At 65.1% G+C, this 24335-nt stretch carries 15 protein-coding genes and 1 pseudogene; 5 read left to right on the top strand and 11 right to left on the bottom strand.

From position 1 onward, the window contains the following. Nucleotides 1–131 precede the first annotated feature (131 nt). On the top strand, nucleotides 132–1148 hold the full coding sequence (locus BX604_RS30885) for a 1-aminocyclopropane-1-carboxylate deaminase (protein WP_098554603.1): 1017 nt from the start codon (nucleotides 132–134) through the stop codon (nucleotides 1146–1148). A 74-nt stretch (nucleotides 1149–1222) separates the two neighbouring features. Here BX604_RS30885 and BX604_RS30880 read toward each other — a convergent pair whose 3' ends face one another. From BX604_RS30880 to BX604_RS30845, 8 genes are read right to left on the bottom strand one after another with little or no spacing between them, the layout of a single operon-like run. After that, nucleotides 1223–2299: a polysaccharide pyruvyl transferase family protein gene (locus BX604_RS30880; RefSeq protein WP_179894925.1), complete on the bottom strand. Its 1077-nt coding sequence runs from the start codon at nucleotides 2297–2299 to the stop codon at nucleotides 1223–1225. 59 nt (nucleotides 2300–2358) lie between these two features. Beyond that, complete coding sequence (locus BX604_RS30875) at nucleotides 2359–3594, bottom strand: glycosyltransferase (RefSeq protein ID WP_143748155.1); 1236 nt, start codon at nucleotides 3592–3594, stop codon at nucleotides 2359–2361. Further along, complete coding sequence (locus tag BX604_RS30870) at nucleotides 3536–4579, bottom strand: EpsG family protein (RefSeq protein WP_098554600.1); 1044 nt, start codon at nucleotides 4577–4579, stop codon at nucleotides 3536–3538. Before BX604_RS30870 ends, BX604_RS30875 begins: the two co-directional genes overlap by 59 nt. Before the next feature lie 31 nt (nucleotides 4580–4610). Beyond that, on the bottom strand, nucleotides 4611–6767 hold the full coding sequence (locus BX604_RS30865; protein WP_098554599.1) for a glycosyltransferase: 2157 nt from the start codon (nucleotides 6765–6767) through the stop codon (nucleotides 4611–4613). Beyond that, nucleotides 6764–8989, bottom strand: coding sequence for a polysaccharide biosynthesis tyrosine autokinase (locus tag BX604_RS30860; protein WP_179894924.1), 2226 nt, complete (start codon nucleotides 8987–8989; stop codon nucleotides 6764–6766). The genes BX604_RS30865 and BX604_RS30860 overlap by 4 nt, the downstream gene beginning before the upstream one ends. After that, nucleotides 8986–9447: a low molecular weight protein-tyrosine-phosphatase gene (locus tag BX604_RS30855; RefSeq protein WP_098554597.1), complete on the bottom strand. Its 462-nt coding sequence runs from the start codon at nucleotides 9445–9447 to the stop codon at nucleotides 8986–8988. Before BX604_RS30855 ends, BX604_RS30860 begins: the two co-directional genes overlap by 4 nt. A gap of 52 nt (nucleotides 9448–9499) precedes the next feature. Further along, on the bottom strand, nucleotides 9500–10633 hold the full coding sequence (locus BX604_RS30850; protein ID WP_257146473.1) for a polysaccharide biosynthesis/export family protein: 1134 nt from the start codon (nucleotides 10631–10633) through the stop codon (nucleotides 9500–9502). Between the two features lie 52 nt (nucleotides 10634–10685). Beyond that, nucleotides 10686–12089, bottom strand: a complete 1404-nt coding sequence (locus BX604_RS30845; protein WP_098554595.1) for an undecaprenyl-phosphate glucose phosphotransferase — start codon at nucleotides 12087–12089, stop codon at nucleotides 10686–10688. Nucleotides 12090–13141: 1052 nt separating this feature from the next. Here BX604_RS30845 and BX604_RS30840 point away from each other — a divergent pair. The 4 genes and pseudogenes from BX604_RS30840 to BX604_RS40035 all read left to right on the top strand — a co-directional run. Further along, on the top strand, nucleotides 13142–14644 hold the full coding sequence (locus BX604_RS30840; RefSeq protein WP_218926893.1) for a ShlB/FhaC/HecB family hemolysin secretion/activation protein: 1503 nt from the start codon (nucleotides 13142–13144) through the stop codon (nucleotides 14642–14644). Nucleotides 14645–14819: 175 nt separating this feature from the next. After that, nucleotides 14820–18149 carry a GLUG motif-containing protein gene (locus tag BX604_RS30835; protein WP_098554594.1) on the top strand — a complete coding sequence of 1110 codons (3330 nt, stop codon included), beginning with the start codon at nucleotides 14820–14822 and terminating at the stop codon, nucleotides 18147–18149. 175 nt (nucleotides 18150–18324) lie between these two features. Next, entirely contained in the window at nucleotides 18325–21060 is a 2736-nt protein-coding gene (locus BX604_RS30830) for a two-partner secretion domain-containing protein (protein ID WP_098554593.1), read from the top strand. 181 nt (nucleotides 21061–21241) lie between these two features. After that, a pseudogene (locus tag BX604_RS40035) lies at nucleotides 21242–21586 on the top strand (two-partner secretion domain-containing protein); the annotation flags it as partial. Between the two features lie 349 nt (nucleotides 21587–21935). On the opposite strand, the gene BX604_RS30820 reads toward BX604_RS40035, so the two are convergent. From BX604_RS30820 to BX604_RS38720, 3 genes are read right to left on the bottom strand one after another with little or no spacing between them, the layout of a single operon-like run. Continuing rightward, a complete protein-coding gene (locus BX604_RS30820; protein ID WP_257146471.1) occupies nucleotides 21936–22706 on the bottom strand; it encodes a hypothetical protein in 771 nt (256 codons plus the stop codon). Then, nucleotides 22706–23212, bottom strand: a complete 507-nt coding sequence (locus BX604_RS30815) for a hypothetical protein (RefSeq protein ID WP_098555146.1) — start codon at nucleotides 23210–23212, stop codon at nucleotides 22706–22708. The genes BX604_RS30820 and BX604_RS30815 overlap by 1 nt, the downstream gene beginning before the upstream one ends. 49 nt (nucleotides 23213–23261) lie before the next feature. Then, the gene (locus BX604_RS38720) at nucleotides 23262–24275 is read right to left on the bottom strand and encodes a hypothetical protein (protein ID WP_143748154.1); all 1014 of its coding nucleotides are present in this window, start codon (nucleotides 24273–24275) and stop codon (nucleotides 23262–23264) included. Nucleotides 24276–24335 lie beyond the last annotated feature (60 nt).

Here is a 24335-nt window from a genome sequence, read left to right as displayed (position 1 = left end):
CGTAGGTCCTCACGATTTATTTCGCAAGCTCATTTCTCGCGGTCCTGCCTATCATTTTTCCATCGGGACACGGGCCGCACACCGCGCCCGACCGATCCGGTTTCCCGCCCACCGCCCTTCGGAGCTTGTCGATGAATCTGCAACGTTTCCCCCGTTATCCGCTCACGTTCGGCCCGACGCCGATCCAGCCGCTCAAGCGCCTGAGCGCGCATCTCGGCGGCAAGGTCGAGCTGTACGCGAAGCGCGAGGACTGCAACAGCGGCCTCGCGTTCGGCGGCAACAAGACGCGCAAGCTCGAATACCTCGTCCCCGACGCGCTCGCGCAAGGCGCCGACACGCTCGTGTCGATCGGCGGCGTTCAGTCGAACCAGACCCGCCAGGTCGCGGCCGTCGCTGCCCATCTCGGGATGAAGTGCGTGCTTGTGCAGGAGCACTGGGTCAACTACGAGGATCCGGTGTATGACCGCGTCGGCAATATCCAGCTGTCGCGGATGATGGGCGCCGACGTGCGGCTCGTGTCGGACGGCTTCGACATCGGCATTCGCCGCAGTTGGGAAGAAGCGATGGAGAGCGTGCGGCAGGCCGGCGGCAAGCCGTATCCGATTCCGGCCGGGTGTTCCGAGCATCCGCTCGGCGGCCTCGGGTTCGTCGGTTTCGCGGAAGAAGTGCGCGAGCAGGAAGCGCAACTCGGGTTCAAGTTCGACTACATCGTGGTCTGCTCGGTCACGGGCAGTACGCAGGCGGGGATGGTCGTCGGCTTCGCGGCCGACGGGCACGCGGATCGCGTGATCGGCATCGACGCATCGGCGACGCCCGAGCGCACGCACGAACAGATCACGCGCATTGCGCGGCACACTGCCGAGATCGTGGAGCTCGGCCGGCCGATCACCGCGGCGGACGTGGTGCTCGACACACGCTACGCCGGCCCCGAATACGGGCTGCCGAACGACGGCACGCTCGAAGCGATTCGCCTGTGCGCGCGTCTCGAGGGCATGCTGACCGATCCGGTCTACGAAGGAAAGTCGATGCATGGGATGATCGACAAGGTGCGGCTCGGGGAATTCGAACCGGGGTCGAAGGTGCTGTATGCGCATCTCGGTGGCGTGCCGGCGTTGAGCGCGTATAGCGAGATTTTCCGGAATGGTTGAGGGGTCCCGGACAATCGAGCCGGCTCGGCAGGGATAAATCATGTCCCTGCCGAACCCGAGCCCCCGACTCGTCGTCAATCGTGCAGTCCAGCCACGGCACGAATGAAACCGGCGAATACGCGGCGATACCGTTCCGCACGCAGGTAGCACGATTCGTCGACCCCATCGCCCGGCGCCCCCTTCAGCACACGGACCGCAGCCACGCAATCGCCCGGGGCCGGCATCGGATCGCGCGGCCCCGGCAAGCGATGGTCGTCGAGAAAATCCGCGCATTTGCGCTGATAACAGAACAGCAGTACCGGTACGCCGTAGACGTGCCCTGCAATCGCCCCATGCAACTTCGATGTCACGATGCATGACGCCGATGCAAGGACATCGACCATCGACTCGATCGAATCGGCATAGCGGACGTCGTCGAATTGCAGCGTCTGCGGCGTATAGCGCCCGCGTATCGCGTCGGCCACTCGCGCACTGGCCTCATCCAGCGCGACGAAGCGCACACGGTCGAAACGGCCGCTCCGATCTGCGTCGCGCAGGATCGACGCCGCATGCTCGACATAACCCATCAGGTGTACGGCAATGATCAGTGTGCGCGGCCCGCCAGCACACGAAGGCTGATACAGCGCCGGCAACGCGAACGCAAGGTCACCCAGCAGTGCCGCAGGGTGCCTGACGGCGGAACCGTGCAGTTCCTTCAGTGACGCCGCATCGCGCACCGCGAGCGCGTCGAGCCGCGCCGCGAGGCGGAGGAACTGCCCTCGCCGCCCGCTGTCGTCGAACGGCCCCAACGAGATACCGAGCGCGGCGACCGGCTTGCGCATCAGCGCGCCCCCGACAACGATCAGCCGCGCGAATGCCAGCGACGCGTGCGCGCCGAACAGCGAGCCGCCGCCGAACGCAGCGACATCTGCCCGCACCAAAGCCGCGCAATAGGTCGCAAAGCGCGCAATCGTTCCGGTCCGGCCATTGCGCCCGAAGTAGCGCGCCACCGGCTTCCAGCGCCATGCGGCGCTCAGCTCGGGCCGAACCGGCGCGCCAACGAGCATCGGTCGCACACCGCCCAGGCGCTCGGCCATCCGCTGCAACACATAACCGAACAGGTCGTCACCGAAATTGCGGCGTCCGTAAAAACCGAAGAACGCGATTCGCACGGCACGCCGCTGCGTCGTGCGGACTCGCCCTTCCGTCTGCGTGAATCGTGTCGCTTCGCTCATGGCGTTTCCTCGCGCCAGCCGCGTCGCAACGGCGCACGCGGCGCACTGCGTCCACTTGCGGTGTCGTAGAGCGCGTCGAATCCCCGCACGAACCGCGCGGCGCCGAAGCGCGCGAATGCGCGTGCGCGTGCGGCATCGCCCATACGCCGCCGCAACGCGCCATCCCGCAACAGCAGTTCCGTGTAATGCAGCAATTCGTCATCGTCGTCGACCAGGAAACCGGTCACGCCATGCTCGACGATGTCGCGATTGCCGACGATGCGGCTCGCCACGGCCGGCAACCCCATCGCTTGCGCCTCGATCAACGCGATCGGCATACCCTCCCACAGCGACGGCAGGACATACACGTCGCTGCGCGCCAGCGCAGCGCGAATCGCATCCGGGCCGATCCAGCCGGACTGCTCGACAGGGGCGCCGCCAAGCCACCGTCGAACCTGATCGGCAGCGCCGTCGCCCAGCCATGCACACCGCACGTCGTGCCGACCGGCCAGCGATTGCGCAAGCCGCGCGAACCGCCAGGGCGCCTTCTGATACACGACGCGGCCGGACGTGCAGACCACCGCGGTCGTGCGCACCGGCATGTCTTCCGTTTCGACGAAGCGGCTCAGATCGACGGCATTGTCCACGACACGCACGCGCTGGCGCGACAACAGCATCGCCGCATAACGCGCCTCGCTGCGCGAACATGCGACCAGTTGGCCGCCGATGGCGTGCAGGATCCGCTCGATCCCGATCAGCAGCCGCGCCCGCCGGCTCGATATGTCTCTCCGCAGGAACGCAAAGCCGTGCGGTGAGTACAGGGTTCGATGCGTGCTGCCAAGCAGGCGCGCAGCCATCCTGCCAAGTGCGCCCGCCTTCGACGAATGAAGATGGATCACGTCGGCACGCAAGCGCCGCAGGCAGGCGGCGACCCGGAACAGCGCGAGCACGTCGCGCGGCCCGATCGAGGTCGACATCGGCAGCACGCGACGCTCGATCCGTGAATCAAACCACGTATCGAGGACGTCGGACGACGGCGTATCCGGCCGGACCGAATGCACGACGATCACCTGATCGCCGGCCGCGGCCTGCGCGTTCGCGAGCAGCGCGATGCAGTGGAGCACGCCACCGCCGAGCGCCTCCGTCATGTGCACGATTTTTCTGGGACAGGATTTCATGGGCCAGGTCTTCTGTTTATCGATAGATCGCTTCGAGCGCCGGCAGCACGCGGTACGGCAAGAATGGAGAGGCACCGCGCCCGGCTTCGTCGAGCATGTTGTTGAACCGGCCCGCCAGCGCGACGAGGCCGATGAGGAAAAGGCACACGGCAAGTGCCTGGGACATGCGACCGTTCGCGGGCCGGTACTGGCGCAGCATCACCACGGCCATCAGGAAGGTGAGCAGCAACTGAAAGCGGATGCCGGCATAGCTGACCCGCGTGAGGCCGTAGAACGCCGCCTCCAGCCCGGCCAGCAGCCAGAAGCCCGCACGGGGCACGGCGAATTCGGTGCGAAAGCGCCAGAGCGTGGCCAGCATGGCCGTCTGCAGCAGTACGAACAGCAAGCCCGACGACGCATTCGGCGCAGCCATGCCCGCATACAGATCGGTCTTGTCGCCGAAGTAGGCCGGCATCGCGAACGCCGCCACGCATGCACACAACACGCCGAACGTGAGCACCGGGCCCTGCCCGCGGCGCGTGACGGCCGGAAACAGGACGAAGAGCAGGACCGACGAGTAATGCATGCCCGCGCCCAGCACGGTGAAGACGACGTAGCGCCAGGGCCGCTCGTGTGCCGGCACGCGCGTCGCGACCAGGAATAGCGCGGCCGCGAGCCCGAACCGCATCACGTTCATCGAGAGTTCGTAGAACATGCCGGGCACGATCAGCAGACCGCCGAACCACGCGCCGTACCGTGCGCCGCCGAGTGCCCACAGCAGGATCAGCGCGATCAGCAGCGAGATGCCGTTGACGACGAAGCGCGGATCGGGCCAGATGGACCACAGCAACCCGGTCAGCGCCAGGAAGATCGGCTCCGATCCGTAGCCGACACCCGTCTCCAGTCCGGAAAATGCGGCGTAGTAAGCCGCGGTATCGGTACCGGCGTGCCCGCGCAGCGCGACGAGCGCGACCATCGGCAATGCCGCTGCCAGCAGCACTGCCCGGCTCGTGCCGCCATAGGTCGCGCACAGGGCAATGCCGAAATAGAAGATCGCGAGCGGAACGAGGTAATGAATCATCGAACGCTCCGCTTCGACAGCGCGCGCCCGCTCATACGAACCGGCCCGACAACGCGCATCGCCGCAGGTACTTCGCGAAGCTCAGCACCGCATAGACGCACCACTCACCACGCCCGATCGCGCCGGTTCGGTAGAAGTGCCAATAGTTGTGCTGCTCGCCTTGCTGGATCTTCCACAGCTGGCCGCTCAAGCCGCCAGCGCCGAATTGCGCCTTGTAGACATGCGACAGCGGCATGTCGAACAGATAGGCGCCGCCGCGCTCGACCAGCACGAGTTGCAGCAGCATGAAATAGTCTTCGGCGTGACGCTTGCGCTCATCGAAACGGGCCGCGATGTCGGCACGCACCATCACGCTCGATGGCGTAAAGCCGTTCGAGAACAGGACGGCGCGCCGCGATACCGGCACGGGCGCGCGATACGCCGCACGATCGGCCCGCGGTGCAGCGCCCTCCGCAAGCTGCTGCACCGGATGCCCCGTGATTGCCGCTTCGGGATTGGCATCCATCCAGCCGCACTGGCGCGCGATCTTGTCGGGATGCCACGTATCGTCGGCATCGAGAAACGCGATGAAGCGCTGCGTCGCGCAACGCCAGCCGACATTGCGCGCGACACCCGGACCGCCGTTGTGCGGCAGCGCGATCACGCGAATCCAGTCGTCGCCATATCTCGAACGCAAGCGTTCGATGCAGGCGAGCGTGTCGTCGGGGCTCGCATCGTCGACCAGGATCAGCTCGGCGGGCCGCCAGGTCTGCGCATAGACCGACGCCACTGCCCGCTCGAGCGTCGCGACGCTGCGATAACACGGCACGATCACGCTGACCGGCGCGACCGGCGGGCGGTCGGATCGGTCCGAAACACCGCACGCGGTGTCTCGCCCCTCCGCGGATCCGGCCGGGACCAACGGATGCCGCGCCGAAGCCACGCAACGTCGTCCCATCGCCAGCGCCAGCACACACCAGAGCGCCTCGCCGGCGATCGCCGCGACCGCCGCGCCGGCCAATCGCCATATCGGCATCAACGCCACGCCGAGCCCGATGGTGACGACGAGCGCGACGAACGCACACCGATTCCGGATCGAGATGAAATCGCGCGTGGTCATCACCGAGGATGCGCTGGTCGTCACGAATCGAAATGGTGTGCAAAGCGCCATCCATTGCACGATCGGGACCACGTCGCGATAGCGCTCGCCGAACGCGAGCGGAACGACGAAGGGTGCCGCTGCGGCGAGCACCGCGCCCGCCGCCAGGCCCACCAGCGCCATCCAGCGATTGCCGACGCGAAACGCATGCCGCAGGCGCGCCGGGTCCGTCGCCGCCCAGCGGTGCAGGCGCGGCATCAACAGTTTCTGGAACAGCACGGACGGCAGCAGGTAGACCGCGGCCAGCGTCGTGACCGCGACGTTGTACGCACTCACATCGCGTGGCCCGAGCACGATGGCCGCGACGATCAGGCCACCCTGCGCATAGGCGAAATACAACAGGCTCGCCATGCCGAACGGAAACGCCTGCCGCGCAATCTGCGCGACACCGGGTACCGGTTCGACCGGACTGCCCGTCTCGCTCCGGCCGCCGTAACCGTCGAGCACGGCCGTCCCGTCGCGCAGCACGCGCATCGAGCGCCACGCGCCGATCGTCATGCAGAGGGCAATCGCGCCGAACGCGATGGCGACGGGCATCCCTCCCGCGTGCAGCCAGGCGGCCAGCAGCACGACGACGAGCCGTGCCGCATGCTGGGCGACCTGCCATACGCTCACCCGAGCAAACCTGCCTTCGAGCTGATACCGCGCGCCACACAGCTCGATCGCGCTTTGGCCCAGCAACACCGGCAGCATCCACAGCAACAGGTTCGCCGTGTCGCGTTCGTGGACGCCCACGCATGCCCAAGCGGCGACCGCTGCCGTGGTCACGACCGCACTGATGCAGATGAAGTGCAGCGACGCCGGCACCCAGCGCGCCGCGCGCGCGCCCTCCATTCCGTATGCACGCAGCCAGAATGCGGGTACGCCGAACCCGATCGCCGGCGCGGCGACCGTCACGACGGCCAGCGCCGTCGCAAAATGACCATAGGCTTCCACCTCCCATGCGCGCGCGAGCACGGCCTGCACCGCAAATGCCAGCACCGCCGCGCCACCCGCGCTCAGCATGAGCATCGCGAGCGCCGTCGCGTCCCGTCTCGTTGCGCCGCTCATGGCAGCACCTCCTGCTCGGGTTCGGGATCGCGACCCTTCGACGCCCCATAGCGATAGGTCGCGTACTTCATGCCGTAGCGGAACCGGCCGGCATGCGGATCGATGCCGTTATGGATCACGCCGGCCATCTCGACGCCGACCTGACGCAAACGGCGCGCCGCCTCCTGCAATTCGCCACGCTCGGTACGACCGGCGCGTGCAACCAGGTACACATTGCCGGCGGCAAGCGGCGCCAGCAGCGTTGCGTCGGACACCAGCAACAGCGGAGGGCTGTCGATGACGACGACGTCATAGCGGCCCGCCAATTCGGCCATGACGGCTGGCAGCGTTCCGGCGTTGAGCAGGTCCGCGGCATTGCGCCGGCCGACACCGGACGCCATGAAATCGAGATTGGAATGGCGCGTCGTGTGGATCGCGTCATCGATCACCGAATCGCCCGCGAGCACGTCGGCAAAGCTGGCCTGCGCGGCGCCGAACATCGCGTCGAGTCGACCGCGCCGCAAGTCGCCGTCGACGAGCAGCACGCGCTGGCCAACCGCCGCGATCACCAGCGCGAGATTGGCCGATACGAACGACTTGCCGACACCGGGCGTGGGCCCCGTGATCAGCACGACGTTGTTGCCCGACCGGCGCATCGCAAACTGCAAGGCGACCCGCAGGCTGCGCAATGCCTCGATCGCCGGATCGTCGGGATCGCGACTCGCGAGCGGCCGCAGATCGGCGCCACGAGCGACACGCAAGCCGCGCCGCCCGCTTACGCGCGGTACGGCGGCCGCCACCCGCAGGCCGGTCGCGTCCTCGAGCTCCGTCGGATCGGACGGCGCCCGGCACAGCAGCCCGCGCGCGTAGGCAACCGCCATCGCCAGCAGTGCGCCGAGCATGCAGGCGCCCGCGATGCCGAGTACACGCCGGAACCGGATCGGTCGCTGCGGCTCCTCGGCCAGGTCCAGCACGCGGACGTTGCCGATCCGGCTCGCGCGCAGCAGCTTCAGTTGCTCGATGTTGTCGAGCAAGCCGACGTAAAGCTGGCTGTTCACCTTCACGTCGCGCTCGAGCCGCACGAGCTCGCCCTGCCGCTTCGGCAATTGCGCGATCCGGGTGCCAATTTCATGCGCCTGCGCGTCGAGCACGGCAATCTGCCTGTCGAGCGCGACGACGGATTCATGTTCCGCCGTGAAACGGCTCAACAGCTCCGCACGTTTCTGGCGCAACTGCACGAGCTGCGTTTCGTTGTCGGCCGCTGCCTGCAGGATCGCCTGCGCATCACCCACGACGTCGACCGATCCCAGCTTGCTGCGCAACGCCGCGAGCCGCGCCTCGGAATCGTCGAGCGTGCGTCGCAGTTCCGGAAGCTGCCGCTCGAGAAAATCAAGCGATCGTGCCGCCTCGGCCGCCTTGCGCGCGGCATTCTGCTCGACGTAGAACCCGGCGATTTCGTTGAGCGTCGCCGTGATCCGGTGTGCGTCGGTTCCCCTCAGCCGAACGCTGAGCACATTCGAATCCTTGCCGGCTTCGGCCACGCGCAGCGCATTCTGCAAGCGCACGATCGCGTCGAGCCGCGCATGCCGGACAAGCTCGAAGCGCGTGCCCGGCGCCCCCTCCAGCGCATCGATCTTCAATGCAACCGGCCCGCCCGCGCCTTCAAACCGCATGCGCTGCCCGACGTCGCCGGTCACTTGCCCTGCAAGCCCCGGCCCCGACAGCGCATAACGCCCCCCCGGCAACACGACGAGGTCGTACCGGTCGCCTTCGAACCGGGCCGGCACGTCGAACACGTCGATCGCGACCTGCGCGTCGCCCCACGCATATCCGCCCCATCCGGCCCCGCCGGACGACGCGCCGGGCCCGCTCATTCTCGCCAGAGCATCGCCGACCACCGGGAAACGTACCGGCCGCGCATCAATGAACAGGCGCTGCCGGTCGACGGCGCGCGCGACGACGAAACGCGATCCGAGCACGCGCTTTTCCGTCTCGGCGGACGTCTTGACGCCGAACATCGACGACAGATCGCCGAACGCCGAACGCGCCATCGAATCCGTGCTGCTGTCCTCGACCTGAACGAGAATATCGGCCTGATAGACCGGTGCGGACAGCACGGCCCAACCGCCGCCTGCGATCGCGACCGACGCGAAGACTGCCGTCATCGTCCGGCGATGAATCAGGAATGTATCGAGCAACGCGGCGAAGTCGAACCCGCCTTCCGGTGCAACGGTCCTCGTCATTGCCATCCTCCCGCACGGCGCCGGCCCGCATAGCCGAGATGGGCGACCCAGTCGGTCAGGCCCGTCGCGAGCAACGCGTAGCACGCGTCGAAGCGTGCGCGCGATTCGCCGACCGGGTCGAACACGTCGACGCGATCGAACTCACGGACGAGGAACACCTTGCCGCGCGCGAACGGATGACGCGTTTCGAGCTCGCGGCGTTGCGCCGCGGTCATCACGAGAATCAGGTCGGCGGCTCGACACATCGCGTCCGACAGACGCACCGCGAGATGACCGGACAGATCGATGCCATGGGATCGCAGCACCGCGACCGCTTCCGGCGCGGCCGGATGGCCGACCGGTGCATCGAGACCGGCCGACGTCACCGCCACCCCGGGCAGCAAGCTGGCGAACAGGCCAGCGGCCATCGGGCTGCGGCACACATTGCCGCTGCAGACAAAGAGAACGCGAGAGATCATGAATTAGTAATACGTAATAACTGTCATGAAGTGCGGACGGGGGCGCCACGTGTCACTTCGTAATCAGTCCGGCGGTCATGCCGGCATTGATGGCGGGCAACAGAAGGTTCAGCACGCGACTCGCGCGCACCAGGTTGTTTGCGTCGACGTAGACGACATCCTTCGGTTGCAGGTCGAATTCCTTCGCGGCGAGCATGGAGACCGGCGACGTGCCGTCGAGGTGAAACACCTGCGGCTGCTCGTCGAGCGAACCACGGATCACGTACATCTGCGCGGCGTCGGCCGAGCCGGGATTCAGGCCACCGGCCTGCACCAGCGCGTCTGCCAGCGTGATGCGCCCGTTGCGATCCGGCGTCGCGGCGACCGGCTTGCCGACCTCGCCGATCACGTAGACGAAGCTGTCGTTGCGCGATGCCACGCGCAACAGGTCGCCCGGCTTCAACGCAATGCGCGCGGCGCCGCCATGCCCGGCCGCCTGTTGTGTCAGGTCGAGCGTATAGGACGCGCCCCCTCGGATCAGCTCGATCCTGCTGCGATCGGCCGAATCGTTCAGCCCGCCCGCACGGCCAATCGCGTCGTAAAGCGTCGTCGGCACGTCGTTCAACGACAACACGCCCGGATTGCGCACCTCGCCCTCGACAAACACCTGGCGCGACCGGAACGACGCAATGCCGAGCGTGACTTGCGGATCGCGAAAGTAACGGGACAACGCCGCCGCGACGCGTTCGCGCGCCTGCTCCGGCCGCAACCCCGAGACCTCGATCCGTCCTGCATAGGGAAAGGACAGCGCGCCGTCCTGATCGACGACGAAGCCGGCAACTGGATCGGCGTCGCGCGTGGCGCCCTGTTGCTGCGGTCCCTGCGCGGCCGCCAGCTCGGGATGGTTCCAGACGACGATCCGTAGCACGTCACCGGGACCGATCGCGTAGGGCGGTGCCGTGCCGGCGAGCGAACGCGACACGTCGAGCGCGCCCTGCGCAGCCTGAGCGCGCATCTGCCGAACACGACCGAGATCGAGTTCGACGATCGGCGCATGCCGATCGGCTTGCGCGCCGTTGCTGTCCGTGTCGACATAGGCCACCTGCGGCATCCCCGCGCCGGCCGGTGCGGTCATTCGCATGCCGGGCGCATAGGCACACCCGGCCAGCACGACACAAGCCAGCCACACGGTCGCGCAGCGGGACATCGGCCGAACACGGGCAATGGCCGCGACGCGCGGGCGCGCCGAAAGAGATCGCTCAATATGCATTGCTGTGTGCCTTTACGTGAAACAGCGTTGCCAGCACGATGCGCACATCGAACGCGATGGACCAGTTCCGCAGGTAATACAAGTCGTGCTCGACACGCCGCTGCATTTTTTCGATACGGTCGGTCTCGCCTCGCAGGCCGTTCACTTGTGCCCAGCCGGTAATGCCCGGCTTGACCCGGTATCGCTGGATATAGCCATCGACGAGGTCCTGATAGAAGATGTCGTGCTCAACCGCGTGCGGACGCGGCCCAACCACCGACATGTCGCCCTTGAGCACGTTGATGAACTGCGGCAACTCGTCGAAACTCGTCCGTCGCAGCCATGCACCGACACGCGTCACGCGCGGATCGCCTCGCGTCGCCTGCCGGATTTCCCCGGGCGCACCCGTGTCGTGCGCGTGCATCGTCCTGAACTTGTAGATCGTGAACGGACGCCCGTAGGCACCCATCCGCTGTTGCCGAAACAGCACCGGGCCTGGTGACGACAGCTTGACCGCGATCGAGATGACCGCCATCAACGGCGCAACCGCGAGCAACGCGAAACAGGCGAAGGTGCGATCGAAGATCGCCTTGCCGGCCAGCGCCTGCCGCGACAGCGGACGCACGACAAGATCGAGCGCAGGTGCAAACGCGGGATTCGTCCGGTGCGGACCGAATGGCGCCATCTCCGTCAGATCCGGCATGAAGCGGATGTCCACGAGATCTTTGCTGAACGCGCGAACGATCGCACCGACGCTATCGGCCGCGGAAAGGGGCAACACGATCCAGACTTCCTCGACACGCTCGCGACGCACGCACTCGACGAAGCGCGTCAGATCGCGGTGAACTTTCGCAGTGCCTGCCTCGGGCCCCGACGCCGGTGCCCTGTCGAATATCGCGGCAACGCGTACCCACGAGTGGGTGTCCTGCTCGGCGCGTCGTGCATATTCGAATCCATGCTCGCCCTGCCCGACGACGGCCACCGGTCGACGCATCACGCGCGGCGCCGCTGCATGGCCGCCGAGCCAGCGCTGTACCCCGACCGACGTCGCACATCCGATCGCCGCCAAGACGAACCAGCCCGCCAACCAGCCCGGCATGGATATGCCATGCCAGCCGATCAACGTCGCAAAGGCCGCACCACCGGCCAGCGACCCTGCAGCGGCCAACCGCACGCGATGTCGCATCACGCGTCTCGCGGATTCGCCATGCGAGACTTTCGACGAGAACAGGATCAGCATGAACGGCATCAACAGCGCGATCAGCATCGCATCGGATTGCGAATACGACGCGCCATCGATCCACTGCTTCGCTGCCACCGCAGCGGCCACGAGCAAACACACATCGATCAGCCGATGCCAGATGGCGCTTCTAGTGATGAATCGGGTATTCCGACCATGATCGAACGAATACATAACACTTGGTCGATTTCCAGTCGAAGCGGATCGACGGCACCCGCGCAATCAACCGCACGCCTCGCACCGTCACGGCCCATGTTCATGCCACGCTCGAAAGAAAATCACTCCACAATATTTAGGATTGGAAATTGATATCGTTTCAAAGAGTCAAAAATCAACACAAAACATCATCAAATAGTCAATCTAGACAATGAAACTCAGAGATTCGAAATGGGTCACCACTCAGAACGTTCCTCAGATTTATCGTCCATCGACATGGTGAAGTACGAATACTGCCATCATGGGCACACTCGAAAAATCGGACACGTACTAAATATGGTTGCTTTTAAACTGGTCTTGTCCCAATCTTTCGAGAGAAAAACGCGCCTACTCAAAGGCAGATCGATCGTCAAGCATCTGACCATGCGACCGGTCTGACAGACCTTCTTCTTCGATCCACTTCAGAATCACCCCATCGCATCGAAAGTTCGCGCGAGTGAAGACGGCATGCAGTTCCCTGTTTTATTTTTCTCTGCCACGGTCCGTCGTTCAGAAATTGGCCGATGTGAATTTTCAAGATATTCCAGGTCTCAAGAAACACGTATTACCGACCCGATCGCGGCAAAAATCTGACAGAACCGAATGCCCTGCCTGCGCCGCTCGTACTTGTTCCATATTCACCCAGAAAATCATTTCGTAACATCGTCGGCATTCCAAACAGCCGGGCGAGGGATCACGCATCGGCTGACAGGACCATCCGTTCGAGGTCAAAAATTCGCTCCGTTCGTTCTTTCATCGCCGTGCCCTGGCCGCCTCCGACGCCCGTGCACGCACCTGCTTTTCCTCGCACCACACCTGCATCCCCGCACTGTGCCCAGCCGTTGCGCCAATCGGGATCTTTTGCCCGAAAGCTGGCCGGCCCGTTCCGCGTCGCGTGCCTGACCGGCCTCGCGCTATCGATTCACGGTTTCGCGCAAGCACAAGTCCAGGTCCCCAATGCGGGACAGTCGCTACGCGACGTCGAAACACTCCGCCCTGCACTGCCCGCCCCCGCCGCGCCCGATCTCGCGATGCCTGCGCCGGCCGAGGAGCCCCCGCCTGCCACGGCTGACGGCCCGCGCGTCACGGTCAACGCATTCGCCATCGAAGGCAATGCGGCCATTCCCGCCACACGGCTCGACCCGCTGCTCGCCGATCTCGTCGGCCGCGACCTGAGCTTCGGTGATCTGCAGCAGGCCGCCAGCCGGGTCACGACGTACTACCGCGAACACGGCTACGTCCTCGCCCGCGCGTATCTGCCCCGCCAGGACATCGAACACGGCGTCGTGCGTATCGCCGTCGTCGAAGGCCGCTACGGGCAGATCGAATTGCACAACCGCTCGCGCGTGCTCGATCGCGCGCTGCGTCAACCGCTTGCGTCGCTGCAGCCCGGAGAGATTGCGCACGGGAACCGTCTCGAGCGCAGCCTCATGCTGCTGAACGAGATGCCCGGCGTCGATGCGAAGGGCACGCTGCGGCCCGGCCCCGAACCCGGCACGACCGATCTCGTGATCGACGCCGAACGCAGCCGCTTCGCTACCGGCTCGATCGAACTCGACAACTTCGGCGATCCGCTGACCGGCCGCTACCGCGCAACCGGCAGCGTCGACGTCAACGCGCCGCTGCGCGTCGGCGATCGCTTCTCGCTGCGCGGACTGACGAGCAATACGAACCAGCGCTATTTCCGCACGTCGTATCAACTGCCCGTCGGCCCCGCGTCGACGCGCGTCGGCGTCGCGTATTCCGACATGAACTACCGGATCGGCGGCAGCCTCAAGGACCTGCGCTTCCACGGCGGCGCCGACGTTCGCTCCGCGTTCGTCACGCAGCCGCTGCTGCGCAGCAGGCGCACGAACCTCGACGCACAAGTGGTCTATGAGAACAAGCATTTGCGCGACGTGTACGGCGCGTTCGACGTGGTCACCGACAAGACCGTCGATCTGTGGTCGTTCGGCGTAAGCGGCAACCACCAGGACACCTTCGGCGGCGGCGGCAGGAGCGGCTTCTCCGCCACGCTCGGCATCGGCCACCTGAGCGGCAACGATCCGCTCGACATGGACTACTACGTCCATACGCAGGGCCAGTTCGCGAAGCTGAATGTCAGCGCGCTGCGGCTGCAGGCGCTCGGCTCGCGATTCCAGCTCTATACCCAATTCAGTGCGCAGTTGTCGTCGCGCAATCTCGATGCATCGGAAAAATTCAGCCTCGGCGGCCCGTACGGCGTGCGCGCCTTCGCGCTCGGCGCCGGCAGCGGCGACCAGGGCTGGCAGGCCACGGCCGAGCTGCGCTATCTCGCCGCGCCCAGCTTGCAACTGAGCGTGTTCGCCGACACCGGCCGCATCCAGCTCAGCAAGCAGCGGTGGTCGCGCGAACGCAATACCGTGCAGTTGTCGTCGCTCGGCATCGGCGCGAGCTGGTTCGGCGCGCGCCATCAAATCAATCTCACCGCCGCGCTGCCGGTCGGTTACGCCGATCCGGTCGCGTCGCCCACGCGGTCACCGAGTGTCTGGTTGCAAGCCGCCCAGTATTTCTGAGCGGTACGCGGCGAGCGGCCCGCCAGGCAGGGCGGGCCGCAAGCAGCACGGGCGGCGTCGCCGCCCGCCTCGTCGAAGGCATGCATCCTGCGTGTTTTCGGCCTTTCCCGTTTCATTAGGTATACGTACCGATACGAAACAATCACCCTGTACTTTTCCAGAGGAAAGAACTCTCATGAACAAGACCTACGCACTGGTCTGGAACCAGGCCCAGGGATGCTGGAGCGCCGTCGGGGAAACGGCGCGCCGGCGCGCCAAACCCGGCAGCGCCAAGCGCATCGCCGCCGCCCTCTCGCTGCTCGGCCTCACCTCGCTGCCCGCGTTCGCGCTGCCCTCCGGTGAGAACATCACCGCCGGCAAGGCCGACATCATTCGCGAAAACGACGGCAAGTCGATGCTCGTCAACCAGCACACCGACAAGCTCATCACCAACTGGAACGACTTCAACATCGCCGGCAACGAGCGTGTGTCGTTCCATCAGCCCGGCACCACGTCGATCGCGCTGAACCGCGTCGTCGGCAACAACGGCAGCCAGATCCAGGGGCAGCTCGACGCCAACGGCAAGGTTTTCCTCGTCAACCCGAACGGCGTGCTGTTCGGCTCCGGCGCACAGATCAACGTCGGCGGCCTCGTCGCGTCCACCCAGAACATCGCCGACGCCGACTTCCTCGCCGGCAACTACCGCTTCTCCGGCAACTCCACCGCATCGATCGTCAACGACGGCCACATCACCGCCGCCGACGGCGGCAGCGTCGCGCTGCTCGGCGCGCGCGTGTCCAACAACGGCGTGATCCAGGCGAAGATGGGCCGCATTGCGCTCGGCGCCGGCAACGCGTTCAAGATCAACTTCGACGGCAACGATCTGCTCAGCCTGCAGGTCGAAGGCGGCGCCGTCGATGCGCAAGCCAACAACGGCGGCCTGCTCAAGGCCGACGGCGGCGAAGTGCTGATGACCGCGCGTGCGGCCGGCAACCTGCTGAACGCCGTGGTCAACAACACCGGCACGATCGAAGCAAAGGGCCTCGCCAACCACGCCGGCAAGATCACGCTCGATGGCGGCACCGTTAAGGTCGCCGGCAAGCTCGACGCGAGCGCGGCCGACGCCGACACATCTGGCGGTTCGATCCTCACGCGCGGCGAACGCGTCGACGTAGCGGCCGACACCCGCGTCGACACGCGTGCAGGCAACAACGCCGGCACCTGGACCATCGAAGCCGCCAACGCCGGCGTCAACGGCGATCGTTCGATCGGCGCCGACACGCTGTCGCGCAACCTCGGCACCACCGACGTCGCGTTGACCAACACGCAGGGCGACATGACGGTCGGCGGCCCGGTCGCGTGGAACAGCGATCGCGCGCTCACGCTCACGTCGCAGAAAGGCAACGTCGACCTGCAGCAAACGCTGTCGGCCACCGGCGCGAATGCCAGCCTGAACGTCAACGCCGCCGACAAGATCCGCATCAACAACGCCGTGAAGCTCACCGGCCGCAACGCGCACCTCGAACTCAATTCGAAGAACGGCCATACGCTGAACAACAACGCCGCCGTGACGCTGTCCGGCGACAACGCGTCGTTCCGCTCGAACGGCGAGGACTACAAGGTTCTCCATACCGTAGCCGACCTGCGTAACGTCGATGCAAACCGCGGCGGCCGCTACGTGATCGGCAACACGATCGACGGCGCGAACACGAACTTCCGCAGCATCGGCGGCAACCAATCGTTCTACGGCGTATTCGACGGCCTCGGCAACACGATCGAGCGCCTGCGCATCTCCAACCCGGGCCAGTCGGACGTCGGCCTGTTCTCGCACAACGCCGGCCGCATCGCCAACCTCAACCTGCGTGACATCGTGACGACCGCATCGGGTCAGCCGTATTGGCTGACTTCGGTCGGCACGCTCGCCGGCAGCAACTCGGGCGTGATCTCGAACGTGACGGCCAACAACGTCACGGTCTCGGCCACGGGCTCGGCAATCATCGGCGGTCTCGTCGGGTCGAACTATGGCGGCACGATCGAGCACGCGAAGGTCACCGGCCGTATCGACGGTGATCGCTACGCGCAAGCGATCGGCGGCCTCGTCGGCGAGAACCTGACGCTGCTGAACAAGCCGCCGGTATCGGCCACCATCCGCGACAGCCAGGCCGACGTCGAGGTGAACGCCGCGCACGACGGCCCCACGGGCGGCCTGGTCGGGCACAACACCGGCTTGATCGAGCGCTCGTCGAGCGCGGGGCGCATCAACGCGACGGGCGCCAACCCGATGGTCGGCGGGCTCGTCGGCTTCAACGACGGCAACGGCATCATCAAGCAGTCCTCGTCGTCCGCGAGCGTGACTGCGCGCAACAACGCCATCGCAGGCGGGCTCGTCGGCCTCAACCTGGCCACCATCACGGATTCGCGCGCCAGCGGCAAGGTGAGCGTCGGTGAGCACAGCGTCGCGGGCGGCCTCGCGGGCGTGAACCTGGGCGAGATCGACGCGTCCACGGCCGACGGCGACGTGTTCGCGGCCGCCTCGAGCACGATCGGCGGGCTCGTCGGCACCAACAGCGGCCGGATCCTGAAGTCGCAGGCCAACGGCAACGTGACGGCGGGCAGCAACGCGGTGGCCGGCGGCTTCGCCGGCTACAACGACGGCGACATCGACAAGTCGACCGCGACGGGCAACGTCGTCGCGGGCGCCGACAGCGTCATCGGCGGCTTCGCCGGGCGCAACGGCACCGCGGGCCGCATCCATGCGTCCGACGCGCAAGGCAACGTCCGTGCCACGGGCAAATCGACGCTCGGCGGCTTCGCCGGCTCGAACGACGGCTTCATCGAGACGTCCCTGGCCAGCGGCAACGTAGCCGGCGACAACAACAGCACGGCCGGCGGCTTTGCGGGCACGAATGCCGGCACGATCGAGGCATCCGACGCAACCGGCGACGTGGCCACGGGCAACAACAGCACGGCAGGCGGCCTCGTGGGGCTCAACCAGGGTCTCATCCGCACGTCGAGCGCGAACGGCAAGGTCCTGGCCGGGCAATCGAGCTACGCCGGTGGCCTCGCCGGCCGCAACAGCGGGACGATCGCCGATTCCCGCGCCACGGGCGCGGTGAAGGCCGGCGACTTCTCGTCGGCCGGCGGCCTGGTCGGCAGCAACGAGTACGGGACCATCGCGCGGTCGACGGCGTCGGGCGACGTCGAAGCCGGCGCGCAGGGCAAGGTCGGCGGCCTCGTCGGCATCATGACCGGGACAGTCGACCAGTCGCATGCGACGGGCTCCGCCAAGGGCGGCGACGCCAGCTACGTCGGCGGCCTCGTCGGCAGCAACGGCGGCACGATCACCGCGTCGTCGTCGAGCGGCACCGTATCCGGCGGCCGCTACGCCCGACTGGGCGGCCTCGTCGGCGGCAACTTCGGCCGCGTCTACGGCTCGTCGAGCACCAGCCGCGTCGACGTCAAGGCTGGCTACGACCAGTCCTACGGCGCGCTGGTCGGCGTGGACTACGGTCTGGTGAAGCCCTGACCTAAGCCTGGACGGTTCCGGCTTCGCCGCCTGAGCGGCACACCGGATTCCGTTACCTGTTGCGAGCGGCCTGCCCGCTCGTAGCCGGCGGCCGCAAGGCCGCCGGCAGCCACCCTCCGGCCGATCGGCCTTCAAGGTCGGCCGGACTTCCGACAATCAACCAGGAAGACCAAAGATGAACAAAACCTACGCCCTAGTCTGGAACCAGGCCCAGGGATGCTGGAGCGCCGTCGGGGAAACGGCGCGCCGGCGCGCCAAGCCCGGCAGCGCCAAGCGCATCGCCGCCGCCCTCTCGCTGCTCGGCCTCACCTCGCTGCCCGCGTTCGCGCTGCCCACCGGTGAGAACATCACCGCCGGCAAGGCCGACATCATTCGCGAAAACGACGGCAAGTCGATGCTCGTCAACCAGCACACCGACAAGCTCATCACCAACTGGAACGACTTCAACATCGCCGGCAACGAGCGCGTGTCGTTCCATCAGCCCGGCACCACGTCGATCGCGCTGAACCGCGTCGTCGGCAACAACGGCAGCCAGATTCAAGGCCAGCTCGACGCCAACGGCAAGGTCTTCCTCGTCAACCCGAACGGCGTGCTGTTCGGCTCCGGCGCACAGATCAACGTCGGCGGCCTCGTCGCGTCCACCCAGAACATCGCCGACGCCGACTTCCTCGCCGGCAATTACCACTTCTCGGGCAACTCCACCGCGTCGATCGTCAACGACGGCCACATCACCGCCGCCGACGGCGGCAGCGTTGCGCTGCTCGGCGCGCGCGTGTCCAACAACGGCGTGATACAGGCGAAGATGGGGCGAATTGCGCTCAGCGCCGGCAATGCGTTCAAGGTCAACTTCGACGGTAACGACCTGCTCAGCCTGCAGGTCGAAGGTGGCGCTGTCGACGCACAGGCCAACAACGGCGGCCTGCTCAAAGCCGACGGCGGCGAAGTGCTGATGACCGCGCGCGCGGCGGGTAACCTGCTCGATGCCGTGGTCAACAATACCGGCAAGATCGAGGCGCTCGGCCTCAGCTCACGCGGCGGCAAGATCACGCTCGACGGCAGCACCGTCGAGGTCGCGGGCAAGCTCGATGCGAGCGCGGCCGAAGCCGGCGCACCGATTGGCTCAGTCACGACGCGCGGCGAACGTGTCGACATCGCGAACGACACGATCGTCGATACGCGTGCTGGCAACACCGCCGGCAAGTGGACCATCGAAGCAGCCAACGGTGGCGTAAACGGCACGAACGTCACCGGCAATTCGATCGACGCGGACACGCTGTCGCGCAATCTCGGCACGACAAACGTCGCGCTGACGAACACGCAGCCCGGACTGATGGCCGGCGGCCCGGAACTGATGGTCGGCGGCCCGGTCGTGTGGAACAGCGACAACGCGCTCACGCTGACCGGGACCTACGTCTCGCTGTGGCACGCGATGTTGGCAACCGGCACGAACGCCAGCCTGACGGTCAACGCCTACAACCTCCGCGTGAAGGATACAGTGAAGCTCACCGGTCGCAATGCTCATCTTGAGCTGACCACGAAATACCTCGGTTTCATGCATGACCAAGCCGCCCTGATGCCGTCCGGCGAAAATGCATCGTTCCGCTGGAATGGCGAGAACTACAAGCTGCTGCACACCGTCGACGATCTACGCAATATCGACGCGAACCTGGGAGGCCGTTACGCGCTCGGCAACACGATCGACGGGGCCGGCGGGGAATTCCGCAGCATCGGCAGACATTCGCCGTTCTCCGGCGTGCTCGAGGGTCTCGGCAATACGATCAGCGGCCTGAGAATTTCCAATGCTGGCTACAACTTCGTTGGCCTGTTCGCGGTGAACGCCGGCTACATCGCCAACCTCAACCTGCGGAACATCATCACGCTCGCGTCGGGTCAACCGTACAGCTCGCCGGTCTCCGTCGGGACCCTGGCCGGCTACAACCTCGGCACGATCGAGGACGTGACAGCCAAGGAAGTGACCGTCACGGCCAAGGGCCGCGTTATTGTCGGCGGTCTCGTCGGCCACAACCAGGGAAACATCTATGGATCGACCGCGGCAGCCAATGTAATCGCCGACACGGGCAGCATCGCGGGCGGCCTCGTCGGCTACAACCGAGGGGACATTTACCAATCGGCCTCAGCAAGCGACGTCATCGCCGGTACGAACAGCGTGGCAGGCGGCCTCGCCGGGCACAACGACAAGCTTGGCACCATCCACAACTCGCGCGCGGAAGGCAACGTGACAGTCGCAGACAAATCGACGGCCGGCGGCGTAGTCGGTGTGAACGAAGGGTCCGTACAAAGCATGTGGGTCGTAGCGACGGTGACGGGCAAAAACGAAAGCACGCTTGGTGGCATCGCGGGCCGCAACACCGGCAGCATCGGCGGAGGATCCTCATCATTCGGTAATATCACCGGCGGCATCGGCAGCATCATAGGCGGTGTTGCTGGCGAAAACGGAGGCGTCATCGACATGGTGCGCTCCGGCTTCGACGTGCTGTCCGGGCTCGGCAGCAAAGTCGGCGGTCTCGTCGGTCGCAATACCGGAAGCATTGTCCACTCCACGACCCACGCTCGAAGCACCTTGAAGGCGGGCGCTCAATCCATTGCTGGCGGCCTCGTCGGAGAAAACTTGGGTGGCACCATCGACCGATCGTATGCGTGGGGAAATGTCGAGGGCGGCGACTACAGCTTCGTCGGCGGCCTCGTCGGCTACAACGGCGGGACCATCACCAATTCAATGTCGGAAGGAGTGGTTTCCGGCGGCCGCTACGCAATGCTGGGCGGGCTCGCCGGCGGGAACTTCGGTTTCATCTCTGGTTCGTCGACCAGCGGCCGCGTCGAAACCGTGCCTGGCCATGGACAGATCTCCGGTCCGCTCGTCGGCCTCAATGTCGGTCAGGTAGAGGACTAAGCATTGACCGATCTGGCGTCCGGTGCCACCGATTCGCACGGCTGCCCGGACGCCATCGCACGTTGCGGGTAATCTGGCTGTGCTCGCCCGGTAGCCTCCCGGCTACTGGGCTCATACAGCCGGTCGGTCAGACACGCAATTCGACAGGACATCCTGGTTTTCAATGAGGACATCAAAAATCATGAACAAGACCTATGCACTGATGTGGAACTAGGCCCAGCGCTGCTGGGCCGCGGTCGGGGAAACCCCGCGCTCCGACGATGACCGCACGATGTCCGTCAACCAGCACACCGATAAGCTCATCACCAACTGGCAGGACTTCCGCGTCGCCGGCGGCGAGCGCGTGTCGTTCCATCAGCCGACCAGCCAGTCGCTCGCACTCAACCGCGTGATCGGCAACAACGGCAGCCGCATCGACGGCCAGATCGGCGCCAACGGCCACGTGTTCCTCGTCAACCGGAACGGCGTGCTGTTCGGCTCCGGCGCGCAAGTCAACATCGGCGGGCTCGTCGCGTCCACCCAAAGCGCGACATTCGATGGCTGGCGGCTTCATCGAAGCCGCCAGCCGGGACTGCAAAAGCAGCGTAGCTGGAAAATGAACCCGCCTTGGGGTATCTGCGTTTCGCGCCGCTTACCGCCGAATTGCAGGTTGGGGGCCAGCGCGTCGACGTGCTGCGACGGAATCCGAAATCCATCTCCGCAGCGTACGTCCGTCAGCCGCTCCTGCCACATCGGGCTCTACCGGGCGATCCAGGCGGCAACATCAAACAACGGGGAGAGAGAACAGCGAAGGTGGAGTCAGAAGCATCGTCACGTCGACCGGTGGAAGCACCGGTACGCGACCGCGAGCCTCCACCGGCACCGCACATGCGTCTTCAATCAGGACGGAGCGACTTCGCGGCAGCCCCGTTGCAAACGGTATGGCCGGGAATCTCGACAGTGTGCCCGGACACCGGGAGCGGCGTGCCCGGATACACGTTGAAAGCGTCGAGGCTTTGCCCATCCGCTTTGGCGCCTTCCACGAGATAGTGGACATTGCCGGTCGCCGTCAGTCGTGCGCCGGATGCTTCGCACGCGACAGCGAGCGTCGCCCGCGTTTTGGACGGCAACTGATGGACGATCCCGCTGAACGCGAGGTTGGCGACAATACTGGCAGATGGCTTCGTCTGGCCGGTGCCGAGCACCTTGGTCTCCGGCTTCACGTCCAGTCGGTAGACCGTCTCAGTCTCGACGGGACGCAATGCCTTGATCGTGATGGTCTTCGTTTGACCGGGCGCCAGCGTCATGCGGAACGGATACGCATAAAGGGACGGCTGCCCGATGTCAACGACCGGTTCAAGACGCTCGCTTTCCAGTGGCACGCCGGGATTCAACAGGCGCGACAACGACACGCTGACGTACTCGGCGTGATCTCCATGGTTGATCACCTGTACCGACGTGACTTCGCCATTTAGCGTGATGTCTTTCGGCATCATGTCGATCGCGGCCGCCGCCGACACGGGAACAGCCAGCGCAACCACGCATGCGGCACGTGTCAACCTCGACAACATCCGCTTCATGCCGGCATCCCCTTCAACCGATTCCCTCGCGCCCCGTTTGCGCATCGACGATCGGGCTTGATCGACGCTCGATTGCATGATGACCATCAAGGCGCCTTGACCACCGGTTCGAACGTCATCGACAACATCCCTTTGTACGTGCCGGTAGTGCTCTTGAAGTCGCCGGCCGGAGGATAAGCGGCGATGTCGAGCTTGTAGTAGCCCACCGAATCGTTCCCGGTGCCCGATGCGGCCGGATTCTGAAACTCCGTGCCCTGGCCAACCAGCAGCGGTTTCGATACGCCGCCTTCGGGGGCAAGCTTGACTGTCGGCGTTCGAAACGCCAACGCGGGATTGGATTGATGCGTGATGGTCAACGGCGAATCCAGGCGGACCTGGAACACGCCGCTGGTCGACACGACCTTCAGTCGAGCCTGCGCCTCGTACGGGGTTTCCCAGCCGCCAAGCTGCTGCATTTGCAGCCCCTGATCGAACCAGCCGCCCTTGTCGTCCGTCACGAACAAATTGTTCGGCCGTGCAACATGCGCCGTCACCTTGCTCGTCGTCTTGCCGGTCAGCTTCACCGTCTCCGCGAACGACACGACCGGCAGCATCAGCGAGACAATCAGGCATTTTGCCAAAACGTCCTTCACGTGGATTCCTCTACGGTTTGGTGACGACGGTGAACGTGAGCACGTCGTTGTAGTCGCCGTCTTTGACATTGTCATCGACGGTGGTCTTGAAGGTCGGCACGAAGCACGTCTTCCCCGAACTATTTAACGGCACCGGGACGCTCGAGGTATTCGGCAAAGACAGCGGCGACGTACCACCGTTCAGCGTGATGCTGTACGGAATGAACTGCGACGCGCCGTCGACATTTTTGAGCCTGTAGCGGTTTGAGACGACACCATTGGCGCTCCCTGCGTTGATGACAAAGCGCTTGCCGTTGACTGCCGAGCCGGAATAGGTGAAGCAAAGCTGGTTCGCCGCATCGGTGAACGTCTTCTCCGATTCTCCTCGCTGCAAATCGCCCAGGTTCCAGTCCGGCGCAGTCATCTTGATCGAGATTTCTAACGGTGGCGGCACTCCGGGATCCACCACAATGGAGCAATTTCCCTGGTTCTCTCCTTGGCGAATATATGCGACCCCGGAAATTTCTCCAACGTCGTCACCCGTGGTGTAATTCCCCGCACGAATGCCAATGGCAGGCCAATCGGTAATGGTCGAATTCGATATCTTCACGGTAACATATGCCACCATCGGCTCCTCATTTTCCCATGGCGTCTTGAAAGAACTCTGCCAGTGGTGATACATGACATATTGAGTTCCAGTATAGTTGGACAAGGCCCGCTCACCGTTCATTGTTGCAACGTGCACTATCTTTTCACTTGGATTAAGGACACCACCTTCTTTATAGGTATAAACAAGCAACCCTCTCGTTCTGAATATGTTGCCAGCCGTATGCCCTTTGGCTTCTTTAAAGCTAATTGTGAGACCGAGAGTGCTGGTTCCATCCCCGTTATCCGTCCACGAACACGAGCTATAGCCCGTACTCATACTCTCGAGAATCAGACTGGCAAGAGCATGCGCCCTTACGGAAAACATCGAAATAAGCACAATAAATACAAATCCGCACCACTTTCGAAACAGACCGATCCTGCAATCCATCTTAATCATTTAAAAACTCCGAAAACATCGCACGGATTCACAACTGCCCACCAATCAGATATGCCAGGC

The organism is Burkholderia sp. JKS000303, assembly GCF_002563755.1.
Taxonomy (GTDB): Bacteria; Pseudomonadota; Gammaproteobacteria; order Burkholderiales; family Burkholderiaceae; genus Burkholderia; species Burkholderia anthina_B.
The sequence above is the reverse complement of the archived record's forward strand: the minus strand, read 5'-3'. Positions and strand labels throughout refer to the sequence as shown.